We start from the raw sequence: 208 nt of genomic DNA on the forward strand, positions 1-208 counted from the left end.
CGCTTCACCGACACAGAAAAGTACTTTGTGTCAGAGGCTTCGGTCTACCGCATCCTCAAGTTCTACGATCTGATCACCAGCCCAGCCTATGTGGTTATGTCAGCCGCAGACGAGTTCCAGGACAAGACAACACGACCGAACCAACTCTGGCAGACCGATTTTACCTATCTCAAGGTGATCGGCTGGGGCTGGTTCTATCTCAGCACGA

At 52.4% G+C, this 208-nt stretch carries 1 pseudogene; it reads left to right on the forward strand.

Annotated elements, in window-relative coordinates:
- Window positions 1–208: pseudogene (locus tag ABLN87_RS22495) on the forward strand (IS3 family transposase); the annotation flags it as partial.

This window comes from Ruegeria sp. SCP10 (genome assembly GCF_040329495.1).
Taxonomy (GTDB): domain Bacteria; phylum Pseudomonadota; class Alphaproteobacteria; order Rhodobacterales; family Rhodobacteraceae; genus Ruegeria.